This window comes from Furfurilactobacillus milii (assembly GCF_021654115.1).
Lineage (GTDB): Bacteria > Bacillota > Bacilli > Lactobacillales > Lactobacillaceae > Furfurilactobacillus > Furfurilactobacillus milii.
Map to the genome: position 1 here is coordinate 42,910 of NZ_JAIWJF010000004.1, position 19,975 is coordinate 62,884.

At 46.0% G+C, this 19,975-nt stretch carries 19 protein-coding genes and 1 riboswitch; of the genes, 11 read left to right on the forward strand and 8 right to left on the reverse strand.

Going from position 1 to position 19,975, the window contains the following annotated elements; translation table 11 throughout:
- Positions 1–2: 2 nt before the first annotated feature.
- Together LDK34_RS06105 and LDK34_RS06110 are read right to left on the reverse strand one after the other, a co-directional pair.
- A complete protein-coding gene (locus LDK34_RS06105) occupies positions 3–1,484 on the reverse strand; it encodes an MDR family MFS transporter (RefSeq protein WP_178943100.1) in 1,482 nt (493 codons plus the stop codon).
- Between the two features lie 120 nt (positions 1,485–1,604).
- Positions 1,605–2,033, reverse strand: coding sequence for a MarR family winged helix-turn-helix transcriptional regulator (locus LDK34_RS06110; protein WP_178943101.1), 429 nt, complete (start codon positions 2,031–2,033; stop codon positions 1,605–1,607).
- 480 nt (positions 2,034–2,513) lie between these two features.
- Between LDK34_RS06110 and LDK34_RS06115 the strand changes: the two genes are divergently transcribed.
- Entirely contained in the window at positions 2,514–3,716 is a 1,203-nt protein-coding gene (locus LDK34_RS06115; protein ID WP_236941572.1) for an aminotransferase-like domain-containing protein, read from the forward strand.
- Positions 3,717–4,371: 655 nt separating this feature from the next.
- Here LDK34_RS06115 and LDK34_RS06120 read toward each other — a convergent pair.
- Complete coding sequence (locus LDK34_RS06120; protein WP_178943103.1) at positions 4,372–4,710, reverse strand: iron chaperone; 339 nt, start codon at positions 4,708–4,710, stop codon at positions 4,372–4,374.
- Between the two features lie 19 nt (positions 4,711–4,729).
- Positions 4,730–6,568: a heavy metal translocating P-type ATPase gene (locus tag LDK34_RS06125; protein ID WP_178943104.1), complete on the reverse strand. Its 1,839-nt coding sequence runs from the start codon at positions 6,566–6,568 to the stop codon at positions 4,730–4,732.
- Positions 6,569–7,041: 473 nt separating this feature from the next.
- On the opposite strand from LDK34_RS06125, the gene LDK34_RS06130 reads away from it, so the two are divergent.
- Positions 7,042–7,692 carry a metal-dependent transcriptional regulator gene (locus LDK34_RS06130; protein ID WP_026017100.1) on the forward strand — a complete coding sequence of 217 codons (651 nt, stop codon included), beginning with the start codon at positions 7,042–7,044 and terminating at the stop codon, positions 7,690–7,692.
- A 67-nt stretch (positions 7,693–7,759) separates the two neighbouring features.
- Here the strand turns inward: LDK34_RS06130 and LDK34_RS06135 are convergent, their stop codons facing one another.
- The 3 genes from LDK34_RS06135 to LDK34_RS06145 form a co-directional block, all read right to left on the reverse strand.
- On the reverse strand, positions 7,760–8,362 hold the full coding sequence (locus LDK34_RS06135) for a cadmium resistance transporter (RefSeq protein ID WP_178943105.1): 603 nt from the start codon (positions 8,360–8,362) through the stop codon (positions 7,760–7,762).
- Positions 8,363–8,367: 5 nt separating this feature from the next.
- Positions 8,368–8,940 carry a hypothetical protein gene (locus LDK34_RS06140; protein ID WP_178943106.1) on the reverse strand — a complete coding sequence of 191 codons (573 nt, stop codon included), beginning with the start codon at positions 8,938–8,940 and terminating at the stop codon, positions 8,368–8,370.
- Between the two features lie 120 nt (positions 8,941–9,060).
- Entirely contained in the window at positions 9,061–9,942 is an 882-nt protein-coding gene (locus LDK34_RS06145; protein ID WP_178943107.1) for an alpha/beta fold hydrolase, read from the reverse strand.
- 168 nt (positions 9,943–10,110) lie between these two features.
- Between LDK34_RS06145 and LDK34_RS06150 the strand changes: the two genes are divergently transcribed.
- The 8 genes from LDK34_RS06150 (at position 10,111) to LDK34_RS06185 (ending at position 16,769) form a co-directional block, all read left to right on the forward strand.
- Positions 10,111–11,010, forward strand: coding sequence for a LysR family transcriptional regulator (locus LDK34_RS06150; protein WP_178943108.1), 900 nt, complete (start codon positions 10,111–10,113; stop codon positions 11,008–11,010).
- A 156-nt stretch (positions 11,011–11,166) separates the two neighbouring features.
- Positions 11,167–12,138 carry a nucleoside hydrolase gene (locus LDK34_RS06155; RefSeq protein WP_236941573.1) on the forward strand — a complete coding sequence of 324 codons (972 nt, stop codon included), beginning with the start codon at positions 11,167–11,169 and terminating at the stop codon, positions 12,136–12,138.
- A 73-nt stretch (positions 12,139–12,211) separates the two neighbouring features.
- Positions 12,212–12,391 (forward strand): hypothetical protein, encoded by a 180-nt coding sequence (locus LDK34_RS06160; protein WP_236941574.1) that lies wholly within the window; start codon positions 12,212–12,214, stop codon positions 12,389–12,391.
- A gap of 361 nt (positions 12,392–12,752) precedes the next feature.
- Positions 12,753–13,070, forward strand: coding sequence for a magnetosome magnetite crystal formation protein family (locus tag LDK34_RS06165; RefSeq protein WP_178943109.1), 318 nt, complete (start codon positions 12,753–12,755; stop codon positions 13,068–13,070).
- A gap of 50 nt (positions 13,071–13,120) precedes the next feature.
- A complete protein-coding gene (locus LDK34_RS06170) occupies positions 13,121–13,729 on the forward strand; it encodes an ECF transporter S component (RefSeq protein WP_178943110.1) in 609 nt (202 codons plus the stop codon).
- 120 nt (positions 13,730–13,849) lie between these two features.
- Positions 13,850–13,939: riboswitch (TPP riboswitch) on the forward strand.
- A 132-nt stretch (positions 13,940–14,071) separates the two neighbouring features.
- Positions 14,072–14,656 (forward strand): ECF transporter S component, encoded by a 585-nt coding sequence (locus tag LDK34_RS06175; protein WP_161001819.1) that lies wholly within the window; start codon positions 14,072–14,074, stop codon positions 14,654–14,656.
- A gap of 38 nt (positions 14,657–14,694) precedes the next feature.
- Entirely contained in the window at positions 14,695–16,116 is a 1,422-nt protein-coding gene (locus LDK34_RS06180; RefSeq protein ID WP_236941575.1) for an ATP-binding cassette domain-containing protein, read from the forward strand.
- A complete protein-coding gene (locus LDK34_RS06185; RefSeq protein ID WP_178943112.1) occupies positions 16,113–16,769 on the forward strand; it encodes an energy-coupling factor transporter transmembrane component T in 657 nt (218 codons plus the stop codon). Before LDK34_RS06180 ends, LDK34_RS06185 begins: the two co-directional genes overlap by 4 nt.
- 83 nt (positions 16,770–16,852) lie before the next feature.
- On the opposite strand, the gene LDK34_RS06190 is transcribed toward LDK34_RS06185, so the two are convergent.
- Positions 16,853–17,833, reverse strand: coding sequence for an alpha/beta hydrolase (locus tag LDK34_RS06190; RefSeq protein ID WP_225439118.1), 981 nt, complete (start codon positions 17,831–17,833; stop codon positions 16,853–16,855).
- A gap of 119 nt (positions 17,834–17,952) precedes the next feature.
- Between LDK34_RS06190 and LDK34_RS06195 the strand changes: the two genes are divergently transcribed.
- Positions 17,953–19,764 carry a M3 family oligoendopeptidase gene (locus LDK34_RS06195; RefSeq protein WP_178943113.1) on the forward strand — a complete coding sequence of 604 codons (1,812 nt, stop codon included), beginning with the start codon at positions 17,953–17,955 and terminating at the stop codon, positions 19,762–19,764.
- Positions 19,765–19,975 lie beyond the last annotated feature (211 nt).

Genomic DNA, 19,975 nt, shown 5'->3' on the forward strand with positions numbered 1-19,975 from the left:
AGCTACGCCTGTTCAGTCGCAATCGTGTTATCAGAGACTGACTCAGTCGCCGATCGTTCCTGTGCTAACAACGCCAGACCAATACCAATCAAGCTCATCAGTGCAGTGAGCCAAAAAGCAACGTGATATCCACTGAGCAATGCGTCAAAGGCACCATGTTTGTAAGCCAATGGGTCCACATTCAATAAATGCTTAGCTGGCATGTTTGCTTTCGTTACATTTGCAAATACACTGACCAACACTGCTGTTGCAACGGCACTGGCAATTTGACGAGCGACGTTATTGTTAGCACTGGCATGTCCCATCAGGTTCATTGGAGCTGCCGCAAAAGCCAACGTCGACGCTGGCATTAATGACAATGAAATTCCAAAAGTCCGCACCGCGTATAAAACGATGATTGCAACGATTGATGTGTGCGTCGTGACAAACGCAAATGGAACTGTACCAATCGTTAAGATACTCATTCCAATGACTAAAAGACGTTTGGCACCGTACTTATCAACAGCCATCCCCGCAATCGGACTCATTAACGCAGTCACCAACGCGCCTGCCAGTAACGACAAGCCTGAATCGATTGCTGACAAACCGCGGATAATCTGTAAGTACATCGGTAAAACAATTTCAAAACCAATCATCGCCGCCATAACACCACAGCCAACCAACGTCCCCAAGGTGAAATTGCGTGCCTTAAACGGCGTTAAGTTAAGCAAAGGATCCGTGATGTGCAGTTGTCGATAACCAAAAAAGCCAATGACAGCGACCCCAACAAGAATTGCAATAACAACGTTACCGCTCAGCCAACCGTCGTTTCCGGCCGCTGAAAATCCGTACAGCAAACTTCCAAAGCCAACCGTTGATTCAAAAACAGACAATATATCTAGTGGTGTCTTGCGTTGTGGAATAACATTTTTAATCGTCCACAATGAGATCACTAGTACAATCATCGTAATTGGCAAGATAAGTCCGAAAATGTAGCGCCAACTAAAGCTATCAACCATCCAACCAGAGAATGTCGGTCCAATGGCCGGTGCTAAGCCAAAAACAATGCCCATCAATCCCATTGCGGCACCTTGTTTTTCAGGCGGGAAAATGGCAAACAGCATTGTCATGGTTAACGGACTCGCAATTCCCGAACCAGCCGCTTGAATTAATCGACCTGCCAATAAGGCACCAAAAGATGGCGCTACGAAACTTAAAAAGGTTCCCGTCAAAAATAACAATTGTGAAAAGATATAGAGCCATTTCACATTAAAACGATCCGTCAACCAGCCAGTGATTGGCACCATAATCCCCATAACTAGCAAGAATCCTGTTGTTAACCATTGAATGGTAGCTGTTGATACAGAGAAAGTACTCATCAGTTTCGGTTGTGCGACCGCCATAACCGTCTGATTTAGCATGTCACAGAATGTTCCAATCAATAAGGTCAGAACAAACAGAGTTCGTGAAAACGTCTGCCCATTAACTTCAATTCTATTTTTCATCTCAAAATAACCTCTAATTTCTAATTATATAGTTAGAAGTCTAACTGTTCGCGTAAATGTTAGATGCCTAACTAATGAAATAGAGTGTAATCGTTAGATTTCTAACTGTCAATCAAAAAATTAGATTTTTGGCAAATTTTGATCTAATCGAGTTAATAATGCGACTACATCGGCCATCTCAGCTTCCGTCAGTCCTTCAACAGTTTGTTCATTAATCTTTTGAGCCAGTGAATCATACTGTACCACCATCGCTTTACCAGCTGCAGTTAAGTACAACTGTTTATTTCTGGCATTATCGGCTGGTACTCGGCGTTCAATCAAGCCACGTTTTTCTAAACCTTGTAGCACACTGGTGATACTGGCACTGCGGCGTTGCACAGCCGTTGCTAGTTCACGTTGAATGACACCGTGCTCTTGATGATCTGCAATATAGCCAATGACTCTACCCTGGACCGCGTTAATACCCAACTCACGCAAAGCCGTGTCAGCCATCATCCGCTGCTTAATACCGATGCTGCGAACTAAATCACTAATTTTTCTTGCATTCATGTTTAAACCTCTCTTCTACTATGCATTTAAATCAATCTTAAATATAATATTTAACTAGCTACTACGTTGCAAGTGAAGCCGACTAGAAACATAGTTCCGTGAAAGCATGACTTAGTGGACGATTTATGGCCACTTAGTCATGCAGGACGAGCTTTGAGACTTTGGGTTGTAAGGCTCAAAGTCGAGGTTGAAGACTGTGCAAAACAGGCTGAGACCGATCCCATGGAACGGCGTTTCTAGTCGACGCAACGGCCACGCCACAAGCACGTTATTAGATTAGACTAGTAAATTAACTGATAATCACTAAGTATACATCGCCAGTACACAACTAAGCACTTTATCTAGAAACGAATTACGTTCAGCCATGTAAATCAATGTTAAAGATGAAAATACTTCACTTTAAATTGAAAAAGTTGAGTTTTATTTATTCAATAACATCATTTATACTTGGCAACAAGTAAAAGAGAGGAAGCGACAGTTATGAGTGAATTATTTGCAGATCGTGCCGCCATTGGCATAGAAAGTCGTTTGGCACAGTTATTTGGTGGGCAGTTAGGTCCAGACGGGATTAAATTTTCCGCTGGCAATCCCAACCCTGACCTGTTTCCAACCGCACAAATGCAAAACGCCTTTAACACCGCCATCGATACTGCGGGTAACCACTTATTTGAGTATCAGGAGGTCGCTGGCCCCGTTCACCTTCGTCAACAACTGGCCAATCGCGTTCACCAAACGGCTGGCATCAATGCCACAGCCGATAATGTATTGGTCACCCAAGGCGGCCAACAAGCCATTGATTTAGTAGCCAAGTTGCTACTCGATACCGGTGATGAGGTCGCTGTCGAAACACCTACTTATGTTGGTGCCCTTGCTTCGTTTGATCAATATGGTCCTACCTACTTAGACGTGCCGATGGAAGACGACGGCATGGATGTTGACGCACTCGCCGCATTGTTAAAAACCCATCCCAATATCAAACTGGTCTACACAGTGCCCGATTTTCATAATCCCACCGGTGTTACGATGTCCGTTGCCAAACGGAAGCGGTTGGTTGAACTAGCTGAAGAGTATCACTTCTACATTCTTGAGGATACGCCATACCGTGATTTGCGGTACCACGGTCACTCATTGCCAGCTATTAAATCTTTTGACCGCCATGGTCGCGTTATTTTCATCAGCAGCTTCTCAAAGATTTTAATGCCAGGTTTGCGCACCGGTTGGGTGGTCGCGGATGAAATGGTCATCAATAAACTTCGTCAACTGAAAGAAACCAGTGATCTTGAATCACCTGCCATTATGTTGCATGCCGTGTCAGCCTTTTTGGATAACAACGACTTAAACCAACATGTGGCTAACATGCTGACTACTTATCGCAATCGACTAGACGCTATGCTAAACGCACTGACCGAATTCATGCCAGACACAGTTAAATTCACACGCCCTGACGGTGGTTTCTTCGTTTGGTTGACACTGCCAGAAAATGTCGACACACAAGCATTGTTACAGGACGTCGTGATGCCACAAGCACATATCAGTTACGTTCCCGGTCAAGTCTTCTTCGCTCACCAAAACGTACACAATGGCCTGCGGTTGAACTTTTCCGGTGTTGATGAACAACAAATCACTGCTGGTATTCAACGACTGGCAACTGCACTGACTAAAAATACTGTCAAAGTGCAGTAAGTTTTCCCGCCCTCTCTTCGATTCATTCAAAAACAGCGTCCAGATTATTTTGATAGTCTGGACGCTGTTTGTTTTACATGATGTGCTTTCGTTGCGCTGACCGGCGACGCCGTTTCCGTGAGGACCGGTCTCAACCCGCAAAAGCCGCGGTTTTCAGCCTCGATTCTGAGCCATAGTTCGTCTCAGAAGTCGTCCCACAATACTAAATGGCTAGACCCCTGCCATTAAGTATTGTCGACACCGAAACTCTGTCGCCGGTCTGCTCCACTACATAACCAAAGCCCGCTCTAAAGATTTTTAACCATCTCACATATGGGAACAACTCTATCGTTGTGGAAAATCGCAGAAATTTCCACATCTAGACAGCATTGCCAAATACTAATGTCTGAACGTGGTGTTGTCTGTTTTAGTGGTGACGTGATGATCACTGCTATGTGAGCGAAAGGGCGGCAACAGTGACACCAAGCCGTGCAGGTGATGTAAATCTGAGTGAATTTGCTCAGATTTACATCACGGACGGACGTCAAGACTCGCGGGCTTCACGAGGCTCGACGGCGAGGTGAAAGACTTCGGTTTTCAGAAAGCTTGAACCGGTCCCATGGCGGTGTGTCAATGTTGCCAACCGCCAGCGACAGTTGCAACTACACCCAACAATCTACCGTTGCTCACGCGCCAAAGCCAACTGAACAATCTTTTTGATCAGGTCAACCGGCAGCGGTTTGTCTAGTGGCAGTTGAATAGCACCTTTGCTAGTATGAAAATCACTTAACTCCGTTTGCATCAACGCAATCGGTTCCGCGCCAGGATACAAACCGGTATGATGCTTCATATTCGCAAAGTGAATAATGTTATGTTGACCATAAAAAGTTGGCATGCCGTAAGAAATTTTCTCATGTGCATTAGGCAATTCTGCTTTCAACATTGCATATAATTCGTCCAATCGCGCCTGCCGTTCTGCTGGCTGATCCGCGATATATTGTTCGATTACTGTCATCTTTTCCTCGATTCCACGCCTAGGCATTTACGATGTCCGCCTTCAAACCGGCCAACTGGCTTGCTGGTCGTTTCTTACCACGACGAGCCCGTAATGCAGAAAGGATCGACACAGTGTCCACGACTTCCTGTAACAAGGCACCGATTAATGCGGGCACAACTCCGGTAGCTGCAATCAACATCAGGCCGACACAAACGAAGATCCCGATCAGCACGGACTCTTTAGCAATTTTCATGGTGTCAGCGGCAATGATGCGGGCACTCACTACACGGCTCAAATCATCCTTCACAATAACAGCATCAGCGGAATCGCTAGCCGCGGTCGACCCGTGAGCGCCCATCGCAATGCCGACATCGGCGGTTGCCAGCGATGGTGCGTCGTTCACGCCATCCCCGACCATAATGACTGGTCGTAAGTTTTTCGGCACTTGCTTGAGCGCGGCAATTTTATCCGCTGGCAATAGCTCAGCATGAACGTCATCAACGCCAGCCTGCTCTGCAATGGCCATGGCGCCTTGTCGTTGATCACCCGTTAACATCATAATGTGGTCCACACCTAAACGTCGCAGACAATTCATGGTTGCCGGCGCTTCGTCTCGCATGGTGTCCATAAATGTAATGGCGCCCAAATATTTACCATCACGTGAGACATACACGGCAGTCTGCTGCTGTGGCGATAACTTTTCTTCGGTCACAAAGCTAAGTTTGCCGACCTTGATAAGATGATCATCAACCTTTGCGCTCACGCCGTTTGCTGTGGATTCCGTCACATCGCTAACGGGTACCAAATGTTGTGCGCCAACATGTTCAACCAATGATCGTGCCAGAATGTGACTCGAGCCCTGTTCTACACTAGCCGCTAACTGCAACAACTGATCATTTGTAGTTGAGCCTTCCGGTATCACTTGATCAACGCTTAGAACACCATTCGTGATCGTCCCAGTTTTATCAAACGAAATACTACGCGCATCAGCTAATTTTTCAAGAGTTGTCCCAGTTTTAACGATGATCCCGTTGCGTGATGCCCGTGACATCCCAGAAATTAGCGCAGTCGGTGCCGCCAAAATTAATGGACATGGCGACGCAACCACTAACACTTGTGCAAAACGAACTGGGTCTTTAGAAATGAACCAAGCAACTCCTGCAATCATATAAGCGATCAATGTAAATGGCACAGCATAGCGATCCGCCATGCGCACGAAATGTGCCGGTCGTGCTTCTGCCTCACGAACTAATTGAATAATCTTTTGGTACTGGCTATCAGCCGCTAGTTTGTCAACCTGAACCGTGACGGTTTGATCACCATTCACTGCACCAGACATCACTTCATCCCCAACGCCCTTTTCAACTGGCCGTGCTTCACCGGTCAGGGAAGATTCATCAAACGTGGACGTCCCAATAACGACATGCGCGTCAGCCCCAACCATTTCGCCGGGCTTGATTAGCAAGCGATCGCCAACCTTTAATGAATCAACGTCAACATCAGTGATGGTGTCATTCGTCACGCGGTGTGCAACTTCAGGCGTTTTATCCAGTAATGCCTGCAGCTCACTGTTCGCACGCCGTGATGCAAAATCTTCCAACGCATCGCCGCCAGTTAGCATCACTAAAACAACCAACGCGGCCCAGTACTCACCAACGGCAAGTGTGGCAACCACCGCAGTAATTGCAAGGAGGTCGACGCCATATTTACCACTGCGTAACGTTCGAATCATCCCCATCAACATTCCAAACGCCATTACAGCCCCTACTATTGTAATCAACCACTGAGCAGCAAGTGCTTGATGTGCGATAAATTGCAACACTAATGCAATGACGGCGACCGTAATGATTAAACTCAGTTTTTGCCGGTTTTTCATGGGTACCCTCTCCTTAGTTGTGTGGTGTTTGTTAATTTCATTATATTAGAATCATTCTAAATAATCAATAAACAGCTAGTTTTTGCACTCTATTTATTCATAAAATATTTCAACCTCAAATTGGTCTCAATAATTATTAAGAATACGTTTATTTCGACACTGTTGTTTTCAAAAAGAAGCGCAAGAGTGAACCAAATGCAGCTTATTAACAGCTATGCCGCAAGACAGGGGAACAGATCGCCTGTCTTATACGGCGATAATTATCTGCAACACAATAATTATCAAGCAATCATTAATAAGAGACAATTTAAATGCTTATACCGTGACAATCACTTAACAATATAAAAATCGCTTAAAACCAATTGTGACGCCACTTACTTTTTCTCTATCTTCGCCGTCATTTACTTGTTATTTATGCGTAAATGGGCTATAAATGTTGTAACGCACAAAATTAAATTAACGGGTGGAATAAAATGACTCCTATGAAGGAAGACTACCTAAAAATGATTTTTGAATTAGGTGGCGTTTCTGGAAAAGTTTCAAATAAACAATTATCGTTGAGTCTCGACATTGCGGCAGCGTCAGTTACTGAAATGATCAATAAATTAGTGGAAGAACGGTTGGTGTCACACACACCCTACGCTGGAATCTCACTAACTAAGTCTGGTCGTAAGGCAGCTGAGGAACTGGTTCGTAAACACCGTTTATGGGAGTGTTTCCTATTTCAAAAATTAGGATACACTTTGGCAACAGTGCATCAAGAGGCGGAAAAGCTGGAACACAGCTCAAGTGATCATATGATTGATGCACTTGATGCCTTTCTAGATCATCCTGGTCACTGCCCACATGGCGGTGCCATTCCTGATCAGGCCGGTAACTACGAAGTCGGCAGCCGGACAACACTGGACGAAGTTGCAGATGGCACAAAGATTCGTTTGGCACGGTTCGTGGATAACCACGATTTGCTGGACTACTTGGAAAGCCTCAACTTCTCTATCGAACAAACGTACACGATCAAAAGTCATGCACCGTTTGAAGGTCCGTTGACGTTAGCAAAAGCCGATGGTTCTACTGTTGATGTCAGTTTTAAGGCCGCCAACAATATTTTCGTTGATAAATTATAATTGAATAGTTTTCCAAAAAGGCGATTTCAGCACGCAAAACGTGGTGAAATCGCCTTTTGAGTTTTGTTTAAAATAAACCGCTACTTAAAATAATAAATAGACCAATGATGATGAACAGACATGGAATCAACCACGTACCAAACCGTTCAATACCATGAGCGATAGCCTTTGTTTGAACCAAACGATTACTTAACCATAACCAAAAGGCCGTCATCACGATAAAGACGAAAACAATTGTGACCATTCGCCACAACGGTTGATGTACAAAAAACGGGATGTAGACACTTAGATTGTCCCCACCATCACCGACGGTCACACTCCAAACCAATGCCACGGAGAGTTTGCCAGATATTGCGGAAACAGTATTGGCTTCCTCCGCCGTGACTTCGGTTACGGCGTGTGGTCGTTTGAACCATTTCCAAAGATTGACAACCCCAACAGTCAACGGTAACAGTCCCAGTAAGCCGACCCACTTCGTTGGAACTGTCATGAAACCTAAACTAAGTAGCCAACTGGCCGCAACCAGCGAAAGAATCCCGGCATACTGACCAACAATAACGATTGTCCGATCACGGGCTGTGCGCACAATGCCCCAAAACAACATTAACAAAATTAAATCATCTGTATTCGTGACCAAAAAAGCCACGACTGCTGACCATATCAACGCCATGCTCATCACATCCGTTTCCGGTCAGCACGGCGTTCGTCACGTCGCGCATGTCGTTTAATCGTTGCCCAGAAGGCCGGTGAACGACGTCCCAAAGTTAAGGTGTAACTCAGGCTGGAACTAGCAGACAAGGCCCACAGAACCCACCAACCACCGCCGTGAATTCGTCGAAGCGGAAATAGCTCCTCGATAACACCCTGAAAAGCTTCCTTGGACACCGCCGCAATGGCAAGTTCCTCGTGTTTTAGAATCGCTTCAGCGACCACTTGAATCGCTAAAATCAACGCCCACCCGATGAGGTAGTGAAGCCCACCGCGTACTTCCACACGATCTTCTAAATTTGCCTTTTTTATCGGACGAATCGTGGCAAATTGGCCTTGATACATACCTATTACGGTGCCAAGTATCAACATCCCCAACGCGATGATAACGTTGATCCCACTATATTTAAACGTCACGCCAAACATAATTAATGAAAAAATCGGAATTAACCAGTATCGCCAGCGTTTAGGGCGTTCAAACCCAAACTGACCACGGATAAAATAGATTAATAATAGTAAACTCAAAATCACTGTCATCATGATGAATGTCCCACCTTGTCAATTGCCTCTCCATTATTATGGTTTTCGACAAGCGCGTCCATCTTTTTTATTGGCTATGATTATTTTGTTATTTTGTCACAGCACGATTTTCTAGTTACGTTATTTAGTGTGTTCAAACCACTGAATGGCTTCATTGACGACTCGCGTTGGCTGTTCACGTTGGAGAAAGTGTCCTGCTTGCGGCCACAATTCCTGTTTGAATGGTCCATCCATAAACGATGCCATTGAACTAGCTTGGCGATAATCAGTGCAACCATCGGCCTGACCGATTATGTTTAACGTTGGCACTGAAATTCGATCATTTCGTTGTAACCGTTCAGCTAACGGTGCGTAATGCCCATCCGTCGGTGCATATCCCCAGCGGGACCGATACATATCGAGCGTCACGGCAGCCCAATCTGGATTGGCAAACGTTTCTTTAAAGTCGGCGCGATCAGTATCGGTTAGCACATAGCGCGGACTCCACACTTGCCACATATGTTCGGCAAATGTTAATGGATGATTGCGGACATAGCGTTCACCCTGTTCCGTTGTCATGAACCACTGGTACCAGAAATTTTGAATTTGCTCTAGGGATAGGTTGCCAAACGTTTGCCACCCCTCTGCGAGGACTACACTACTGCGAACAACGGCCGTCCCCCATAGGTTGCTCATCACTAACGTTGTAAACGCGCCCCAGTCTTGACCAATCACGCGTACTTGCCCCAATTGCAATACATCGATCAAATCCTTAATATCTTGAGCCAATGCAAAAAAGCTACCGGTCCGGCGCGTTTGTTCATGTCGGAAGCAAGTGTGTCCAAATCCCCGCAGTGACGGAACAAACGTCTGGTAACCTGCTTGGTGTAATACCGGCAGCATTGCATCCCAAGTGTGCCAACTATCCGGCCAGCCGTGGAGTAATATCAATGGCTGACCATCACTAGGACCACTGATGTTAACAGCCATGTGCAGATTCTGTGTATCAATTATTCTTTCCATTTTAAATTGCCTCCAGCTTGCGCAACATTCTCTTTTTATCTAGTATAAGGACAAATTAGTATTCACAAAAATTGAACTTTTTAAACTAAACTATTGAAAATATTGAATCACACTAAAAAGACAAAAAGGTGATAGTTCTCTTTCACGTCACCGCTGGAGGTAATGCTTATGGATATTCAGTACTTTCGAACATTTAAAATCATTTTGGCGACCGGTAGCTATTCGGCTGCCGCTACCGAACTTAATTACACGCAATCAACAATTACTGCGCAAATGAAACGACTAGCGAGTGTCATTGGCGAACCACCCTTTCTTTTTCGCGGTAAGACACTACGTTTGTCCCCGGCCGGCAAACGACTGGTCCCCCTTGCCGACGCCATTTTAGCGAACTATCAACAAGTCACTGACCTGGCAACACCTCATCAACTAAGTGGCTCACTGCGTTTGTCTGTCCCAGAATCATTAATGCTGTACGGTTTGAATCCTGTTCTGCAAAGTTTTGCCGCACACAACCCCCTCGTTAATCTCACCATTAACAATGCAACCTGTGTTCAAAACCGCAAATTATTACTATCCGACCAGGCCGACGTTGCCCTAATGCTGTGGCCATTATTTAAGCCAGATCCACAATTATCAGTCATTGACTTAGGCACACAACGCTGTTCGCTCGTTGCGGCCAGAGATGCGCCGACCACACTGGAAGCTATCTTGGCACAACCGCAAGCCCACTTCGTTATCAATGAAAAACAGTGTGGCTACCGACAGGCGTTTGAACAGTATCGCCATCAACAATATCCCGAGACGCATATGCAAACGATGGAAGTCTGGAGTTTGGCAGCCATCAAGCAAACTGTAAGCGCTGGTCTGGGCTTCAGTTTCCTACCAGATTTCGTAATCCAGGACGAATTAGCAAATGGGTTGCTAAAACGTTTAACTCCGAACATTCCCACAAAACTGCACATTCAGCTATTGTTCCGCAAAAATTGGCACCCGGCCGCTGTTGAGCAAATGGTTCAGACCATCAAAAGCCAGCTACCAACCGCTATCCCTGCTACTGATATTGATTAATCTTGTCACTGGTCTATCCGCATTTGGCCTGGAATAACTTAATAAGAAAATGAGAAATGAACGGTAGGACTTGAGTAAGGGCTTTCATTCGTCTATTATTGAGAGTGTAAATAGACACTTTCACAGTGTTAAATCTTATTTTTCGGGGGTTACAAGATGGCTACAAAGAAAATGATTCTTGATTTGGACACTGGTGTTGACGATGCCCTGGCTATTGCTTATGCGGTTGCTTCACCAGAAGTTGATCTGATTGGGATCGTTTCATCATACGGAAACGTACTGGTTGATAAATCAGCTGAAAACTCACTGGATCTATTGGAATTACTGGGTGCCACTGATGTGCCTGTCTTCTTGGGTGAATCACACTCAAGCACCACGGATCATTTTGACGTGATGGAAATCAGTCAAAAGATTCATGGTGTCAACGGAATTGGTGAGGTTAAGGTACCAAAGGCAAAGCGTGCCGTTGAATCAGAAGGAGCAGTTGATTTTATCATCGACGCTGCTCACAAATACGATGATAACTTGATTCTGGTTCCAACTGGTCCACAAACCAACTTGGATGCAGCCATCACTAAAGACCCTGAAATCGCCAAGTTAATTGGTAACATGACCTTTATGGGTGGTGCTTTGACGGTTCCTGGTAACGTTACAGCCTTCACAGAAGCTAACATTAACCAAGATCCAGCCGCTGCCGACCGTGTCTTCCGTTCACCATTGAAGTCCACAATGGTAGGCTTGGATGTTACCCTGCGGACATTGTTAACGAAGAAAGAAACACAACAATGGCGTGACTTAGGTACGGTTGCCGGTGAAAAGTATGCCGACATTACCGACTACTACATCGACGCTTACTACAACTTGGACATCGACAAGAACGGTTGTGCCATTCATGACCCATTGGCCGTTGGTGTTGCCATTGATCCTAGTTATGCTAAGTTGATCGATTTGAACATGAAAGTTACTCATGATGACCCAGCTAACCCTGCCGATGTTGGCCGTACAATCGGTGACACTGCACGTTTGAACGACCCAACAACCAACATGAAGGTTGCTGTGGATGTCGACAAGGAACGCTACCTGGCCCACTTCATGGACTTGTTAACAAACTTGTTTGCCAAACACTAAAATTAACTAACATCGCCTTGTGCGATATTAAATATCCGAAACGACTCCCCCTCAATTGGCGGAGTCGTTTTTCTTGCGAATTTTTTTGAACCCTGGCTTTAAACAGTTCACTGCCGTTACGCCGATTGAAAACGCCGTTCCACGGGACCAGGTTCAACCTGCAAAACCAGCAGTTTTCACCTTCGATTCTGAGCCACAGTTCGTCTCAGAAATCGTTCCACAAACACTAAGCGGCCCAAGTTCATGCCGCTAAGTGTTGTTGACACGGAACTCTGTTTTCAATCAGCTTCACTTCGCTAGTGAAGCGCTAAAATACCAACAAGAAATTTCAAGAAAAACGGCGCCGGGAATTAAATGCCGTCCATGCGGAAATTTCGACTACGTTAGACGTAGGCGTCAATATTGATACCGAACCGTAAAGGTAACGTTAATTCGGTGGTGTGACCGAATTTAGGTTGCGGACGGTCCCACGGCGGAGCGTATCAATATTGACAACCGTAGTCGCCAGCGCTGCACTATCTCGTAGACGGTCAATTCTGAACAAAACTTTTGGCGTGATCAAACGGGATAGCGTAAAATAAAAGTATTAATTTTATCAATACAGGAGAGGTATCATGACACATAAAATTTTAAGTGCCCTCAGTTACCTAAGCATTCTATTTCTACCCGTTTTATTTCCACTAGTTGTTTGGATTGCAGCCGCTGGTCAACGCGATGTAACAACACATGCCGCACGTGCCTTCTGGACACAGTTATTGCCAACATTGATGGCTTTCGGAATTTTCTTCTTCGTGGCTGTTTACGGCCTAACCATCGGACCAAACGCTGGGATGGGTTGGTTAACACTCCTTTCTATCGGAGCATTTGGTCTTGCATCATTAGTATTGTGGTTTTATAACATCGTCATGGGCATTCGTGTCCTGCTCGACTAGACTGTTCATCAACGACTGAGGACTAAACTTTTATCCGAGAGGCTAACCATATGAAATCAAGTTCAAGCACAAATACCCGCAACCTCGTGTTGGCTGCGTTGTTTATTGCGATTATCATTGTTCAGGTTTTGGTACCCTTTTTAGGTTACATTCCCTTGGGACTCACTGCACTTGGCATTCAAATTTCAATCATTCAGTTTACCGTCGCGATTGCCGCAATTGTCATGGGACCATGGTGGGGCGGCCTTATCGGTGGCGTCTGGGGTCTAGCGTCACTCATTCAGGCTTGGACGACAGTCTACAACCTCGGTGCCTTCCTATTTCGTAATCCTGTCACCGCGATTTTGCCACGAGTAATGATTGGAATCGTCGTTGGGTACATTTTTCAAGAATTGGCGGTCAAACGACAACATCGTGGTTGGGCATTAACTTTGTCAGGCTTCATGGCTTCATTTACCAACACGGCATTAGTTGTTATTTTCTCATGGATTACCATCGTGATGTTCCACATCTACTTTCCCGGCATTCCACACAGTGGCACCTTCACGTGGATTTTATTATCACTGGTTGGCGTCAATGGAATTGCGGAAATGATTGCCGGCGTCATTATTGTGCCGATTATTGGTGGGGCCATTTTAGCCGTTCGCCGCTCACACTAATTAATCACTACGTTTGTTTGCTGACTAAACATAAACTTGTTTTCAAACACCAGCAGCCAACTTCTCACTAAGGTTTCATTTGAAATATGAACCGGTTTCAGCTAAGATAATTCCGTAATAACATTATATCTGGGGTGCCATTTGGCTGAGATAAAACCCATTGAACCTGATCCGGTTAATACCGGCGAAGGGAGATACGTAACCGGAATCCGTGCAAACGGGTTATTTACAATACGGAAATACGACCTCTCACATCAGGCTCGACGATTGTGAGAGGTCTTTTTTCGCAATCATCGGGTTATTTTGCGGGCAACCAGCATCCTCAACACGGAGGGAAAGACAATGCAACAAAAAGCAGCACATTCTAACCGGTGGCATTTACGCGATGTCATCCTCATCACCATCACGTCTATCTTCATGGGTATTATTTTCTTTGTCACTGGTTTTCTGTACAACGGACTGACGCTAGCCCTAACGCCACTTGGTATGGCGCCGTTTGCAAACGACATTCTGTTGGGCCTGTGGACGATGGCTGGTCCGCTAGCAGCATTCATGTTGCAAAAGGTTGGTGCAGCAACGATTGGCGAGCTTCTAGCCTCAGCCGTTGAAGCCATTATCGGGGGTCAATGGGGTCCAAGCACACTGATTTCTGGTTTTGTTCAAGGTTTCGGGTCGGAACTTGGGTTTACGTTCACCCTGTACCGCCGTTATGACATGGCAAGTTTATCGCTATCTGCCCTGACGACCGCGATCGTGACGTTTGCTTGGGACTTGGTTCGTTCCGGTTACGCCGCTTATCATCCGTGGATGATTGTCGCCTTGTTTATCACCCGCTTCATTTCCATGTGGGTCTTCGGCGCCCTGCTGGTTTCTGCAGTCACAAAGCTGCTTGACCGGTCACATTTATTAGACCGTCGTCACGCCTAATAAGCACCGCCAATTCTTAAGAAAAAGAGCTTGTCTGCATGTCGAAGATTAATTTGAACGATGTTACATTTCACTATGAAACCACATTACCGCCGGTCATCGAACACCAAACCTTATCGTTTGATGACGGCACCTTTAACCTGCTGACGGGCCCGTCTGGCACTGGAAAATCCACGCTGCTCAAACTGATTGCCGGATTATATCCTGCTTTTATGGGCGAAGCGATCGGAACCATCACAGTTAATGATCAGCCGGTAGTAGATTTGCCAGCTTCCAAACGCGCTCAACTTGTAGCAATGATGTTTCAAAATCCCAGTCAACAATTTGCGATGGAAACGCCACGCAATGAGTTAATTTTTACACTCGAAAATTTGCAAGTTCCCGCTGATAAAATGGACGCTCGGGTTAGTGACGCACTGGATTTTGCCGGCGTCACGGATTTTGCTGACAGAAGATTCACCACATTATCCGGTGGCGAGCAACAAAAGGTTTCCCTAGCCGTAATTGTTGCGCTGAACGCTGAGGTCATCCTACTAGATGAGCCGTTTGCTAACATTGACCCAGATGCCCGTTTATTTCTGTTAACGCAACTGACCACATTAGTGAAAAAATACCACAAAACAATCATTGTCGCAGATCACGATTTGTCCGATTATGAACCACTCATTGATCAACTGTATATTTTTGACGGTGAACGTCACCAAGTCCATCAAGCTGATGCTGGTGAGGCACAGACAAGATTCGCCGCTTTTGAACAACGCCAACATCAGCCTGCGCCCATTGCCCTACCAGTCGCTGAACTATCGCCTGAGTTCACACTAGATGGCTTCACAGTGGGCCACCAAACACCACTCATTAACGATGCCAGCCTGAACATCCCCCAAGACAAATTCGTTGTGCTCACTGGCGCAAACGGCACGGGCAAGTCAACACTGTTTGATGCACTGGTAAAATTGCAAACTTACACCGGTTCTCTCCAATGGCAAGGACAGGAAATCAGCAAATTGCGCGCTCGAAAGTACGCGCAACACGTTGCTCTCGTCTTTCAACAAGCCGCAAGTCAGTTTCTGACCATTACCGTAGCGGAAGAAATTGCGCTCAGCCTTAAATATCAGCAAACCGCAGCTTGGACGCAAAGTCGCATTGACGCGACTTTGGCTTCACTAGATTTAGCCGGTCGCGATGATCAGGTCGTGTACTCGCTGAGTGAAGGTCAAAAAAAGAAACTGCAAGTACTATTGATGCTGATTATGGATGTGCCGACATTGCTGTTAGATGAGCCGTTGACCGGACTCGACCTCGTTTCAGCTCACACGGTGCTTAAGTTGCTGCGTCATGCCGTTTTAGAAGAGCATCACACCGTATTAATGATTACGCACCAACTAACCGACGTCAGCCAATACGCGGATTACCACTTGCATCTAAATCATCATCAATTGAGTTATGAGGCCAGCCTATGAATCCAACAATTTTATTGATTTTAGTCCTATTCGTAGGTGTTGAAATCTCGTTTACGTCTGTGATCTGGGCAAACGTCATTATTATCGCCATCTCCGTTTTAGTCATGTTACGTCATCGTGCACCGATCTTATCGTACGTGCGATTACTGCTCGTGCCGCTTATCCCCGCCGTCGGTATCTGGTTTTCCATCCGCTATTTTTCGACTGCTCAAAGCGTGCACTTTGCGTGGGTTATGGCCACGCGGATTTATGCCTACGCTTTTCTTGGCGGTTTGTTTACATTCTCAACAACAACTGAGAAAACCCTAGCTTCTCTCGAACAAAATGCCCATATTCCCAGCACGTTTGTGTACGGAATGCTAGGTGCCTTTAACTTCGTGCCTAAAATTCGTAGCGAGGTTAAGATCATTCGGGCTAGCGCTCAAATGCGCGGTATCAACCTGCATTTTTGGTCACCGCAATTGCTATTTAAAGCGATTGTCGCCGCCCTCAACTGGTCGGAAAATCTCGCTGAAGCGATGACTTCACACGGTTTCACCGAGAATGCGCCACGGACTCACCGGACGGTTATCCATATTCCGTGGTGGAACTATGCTATTACTGCTGTAAGTGTAATCGGGCTACAACTGATTTTGTTTAGCCCACTTAAATAAAATCTTTCACACCATAAAAGACCTTGGTCAACAGTTAAGTAAAGTACAAATAGCTGTTGACCAAGGTCTTTTTCTCTTGTTCACTATTTAAAATATTGATTCAAAAACGCTTCTACATGCTGTTGATAGACCGCCGGATCATGTTTAAACGATGCTGCGTGTTTAGCGCCCTTAACGACCCACAATTCCTTTGGGCCGGCGGCAGCCTTGTAGTTTTGGTAAACCATTTTCGTTGGGACAAACGTATCCTTACTACCATGAATGAATAGCATGGGTCGCTGATTGCGTTTGACAGCGTTCACTGAACTGGCTTCCGTGTAGTTATAGCCAGCACGAACCTGACTGATTGCACTCACGATAGGTACCAGCGGCCATGACGGGATGCCGTACATCGACTTCGCCTGATAGTTAATTTCATCCTTCACGGAAGTGTAACCACAGTCTTCAATGTAGGCTTTTACCTGCTTAGGCACGTCGCGTTCGCCACTGACCATCATTGTTGTCGCACCGCCCATAGAAACACCGTCCATCAGTATCTGGCTGTCTTGTCCGTTCTTTTCAATAACGAGATTAATCCACTTCAAATAATCTTTTCGATCCAGCCAACCGTAGCCAATGTATTTACCCTGTGACTGACCAGCCGCCCGATCATCAGGAATTAAGACGTTGAAGCCGAGGTCGTGAAACATCGTCCCGTAGGCGGACATCTTTTCTTTGTTACCACCGAATCCGTGGGCAATAACCACCGTTTTGTTGGTCTCCTGAGCCGCCGGTAAGTAGTTGGCAACTAATTTAAGATTGCCTGGTTGACCAGTAATGGTCCACCGCTGTTTCTTCTGTTGACGGAACCACTGATCTTTTTGATACAGTGGGTCCGTCTTTTTCATGGGCGCATTATTGATAAAGGCCTTGTGACTGCGCACTTCGGCGACTTGAAAGAAGTATGAGCCAGCGCCGAGTAACCCACCAACCAGCAATAAAACGACCACGATTAGTGTGATCCACAACACGCGGTGATGTTTTTTTACTGGCTGACCGCTATGACGCATCTGATGTTTAGCCATTAGTTAACCCCCTGTTCTAATTGTCTAACTTTAACACGATTCCTCACCTGACACAACGGGCGTTTGTGCACCAGGACTGGTATAATAGCGGTAACATTGTTGGTAAACGGAGGGATTTCATGAAGTACAAACAGAACTGGAATTTGGAAAACATTTTCCCTGGTGGTTACGATTCACCGCAGGCAAACGCACGTTTAAAGGAATTAAACCAAGATCTTGGCACGCTGGCAACTGAATTGGCCGCCCTTGACCTTGCGAAGGATGCACCAACATACCACGGTCTGTCCGATTACTTGAAGCACCGGGAGACAGATATCAACGGTTTAATGGAACTCAACGTATTCTGGACCGCCCACCAGTCCGCGGATTTCAACAATACCGCAATTGGTCCCAAATTGGCACAAGTCAGCGAAGCATTCAGTACGTTTAAAGATCTGGAAATTTCGTTTGGTAAAAAATTGGCCGGGATTAATGACGATGACTTTAAGGCACTGATTGTTCTGCCAGACTTCAAGGAAATTGCCTTTAACCTCACCGAGGACCGCAAGTTAGCAGCTGAACAACTGGACGAAAAATCCGAAAGTATCATTAATAAACTGGCAATCGATGGCTTTACTGGTTGGAGCACACATTACGACACCATCGCCTCACAAATCAGCGTACCGTACACCGATGAAAATGGTAAAACGCAGACACTTTCAGCGGGTCAAGCGCTAAACCAGCTGACTGGTGCGCCTGACAATAACACGCGTAAGAACATCATGTCTGCTTATGAGAAGGCGTGGGGCAGCCAAGAAGCCGTTGTCGGCGACACGTTGAATCACTTAGCTGGCTTCCGTTTGCAGAACTACAAGCTGCACGGCACCGACGATTTCTTGAAACACCCATTGGAATTGAACCGCATGAGCCGCCAAACATTAAACGCCATGTGGAATGTTGTTGAAGCTAACAAGGGCATGTTCATCCCCTACATGGATCGTAAGGCAGCCTTGCTGGGCAAACAAACATATGACTGGCAGGATCAAACTGCACCAATTATGGTTGACGGTTATGAAAGCAAAGCGATTGACTACGATCATGCGGCTGACTTCATCGTCGCTAACTTCCGTAAGTTCAGCCCTAAGATGGCAGACCTTGCCCAAACCGCGTTTGACAACCAATGGATTGAAGTTGAAGACCGCCCTGGCAAACAACCAGGTGGCTACATGGAAGAAATCCCTGAACGCCAAGAATCACGCATTTTCTTAACCTACACTGGCACACCAGACGATGCCTCATCGGTCGCTCACGAAATTGGCCACGCCTTCCATTACAGTGTCGTCAAAGACCTGCCAGAAATGCGCCGCAGTTACGCAATGAACGTTGCCGAAACGGCTTCAACGTTCGCTGAATTGGTTGTGGCTGACGCTAACGTTAAATCTGCCACCAGTGTTGGTGAAAAAATCAACCTATTAGACACCAAGATGAATAATCCTGTCGCCATGTTCATGAACATCCGCGCCCGCTACCTGTTTGAAACGAACTTCTACAAGGAACGATTAAACGGACAAGTGACCCCTGAACGGATGGATGCTTTGATGTTAGCCGCTCAAAAGTGGGCCTTCTCTGACCACCTTGGCACGTATCACCCACACTTCTGGGCCAGCAAGTTACATTTCTATATCGATGAGATACCGTTCTACAACTTCCCTTACACATTCGGTTACCTCTTCAGCCTTGGTATTTACGCGAAGGCTCAGGCAAGTGGTGGGAACTTTGAGGACCAGTACATCGCCCTTTTACGTGACACGGCAAACATGTCGACGGAAGATCTCGCTAAGAAACACCTCGGCGTTGATCTTACCAAACCGGACTTCTGGCAGTCGGGAGCGGATCTGGTTAAGAAAGACATTGACGAGTTCCTCAAACTCTCCGACGATTTGGTTCACTAAATTCAAACAGTTTTGTATGCCGTTACGCTGTGCTGAGACGCCGTTCCATGAGGACCGGTCTCAACCCCGCTGGGTTTTCGACCTCGATTCTGAGCCACAAACCGTCTCAGAACTCGTCCCACAGTACTAAATGGCCAAAATCTTGCCATTAAGTACTGTTTACACGGAACTCTGTCTCCGCCCATCTTCACTCAAATAACAGTTAACTGGA